Genomic DNA, 553 nt, shown 5'->3' with positions numbered 1-553 from the left:
AGGAGCCAGCCGTCGAAGGTGGGGTAGATGATTGGGGTGAAGTCGTAACAAGGTAGCCGTATCGGAAGGTGCGGCTGGATCACCTCCTTTCTATGGAGAATCGTTTCCTGAAACGGAAACATTCAAAATTACGTACGACGAAAGTCGACGGATCACTTTGCAAAAGCAAAGTAACACTCACTCGTTGTTCAGTTTTGAGAGTCCAATCTCTCAAAATCACATGTATTCTTTATTCGCACATCCGTGCTGAACCAAAGAACGCATGGTTGTTGTTCCTTGAAAACTAGATAACGAAACAATTTTGCGATTTTAGAAAAATCCTTTAAGATGAACTTGTGTTAAACAAGTGAAGATTAATAGATTGCTTAGCGAAATTTTTGAATGATGAACGACTTTTGGCGAATGCCAACCGGAGTGAATCAGTCGAAAATGAGCATATGGTTAAGCTATTAAGAGCACACGGAGGATGCCTAGGCGCTAGGAGCCGATGAAGGACGTGGCGAACAACGATACTGCCTCGGGGAGCTGTACGCAAGCTTTGATCCGGGGATGT

General features: G+C 44.1%; 2 rRNA genes. Both read left to right on the top strand.

Features of this window, described 5'->3' with window-relative positions:
• Positions 1–90: ribosomal RNA gene (locus PV403_RS24860) — 16S ribosomal RNA — on the top strand; the annotation flags it as partial.
• A 349-nt stretch (positions 91–439) separates the two neighbouring features.
• Positions 440–553 (top strand): 23S ribosomal RNA (locus PV403_RS24855); the annotation flags it as partial.

It is taken from the genome of Paenibacillus sp. GYB006, assembly GCF_036577645.1.
Taxonomy (GTDB): domain Bacteria; phylum Bacillota; class Bacilli; order Paenibacillales; family Paenibacillaceae; genus Paenibacillus.
This window is presented reverse-complemented; position numbering and strand designations above follow the sequence as displayed.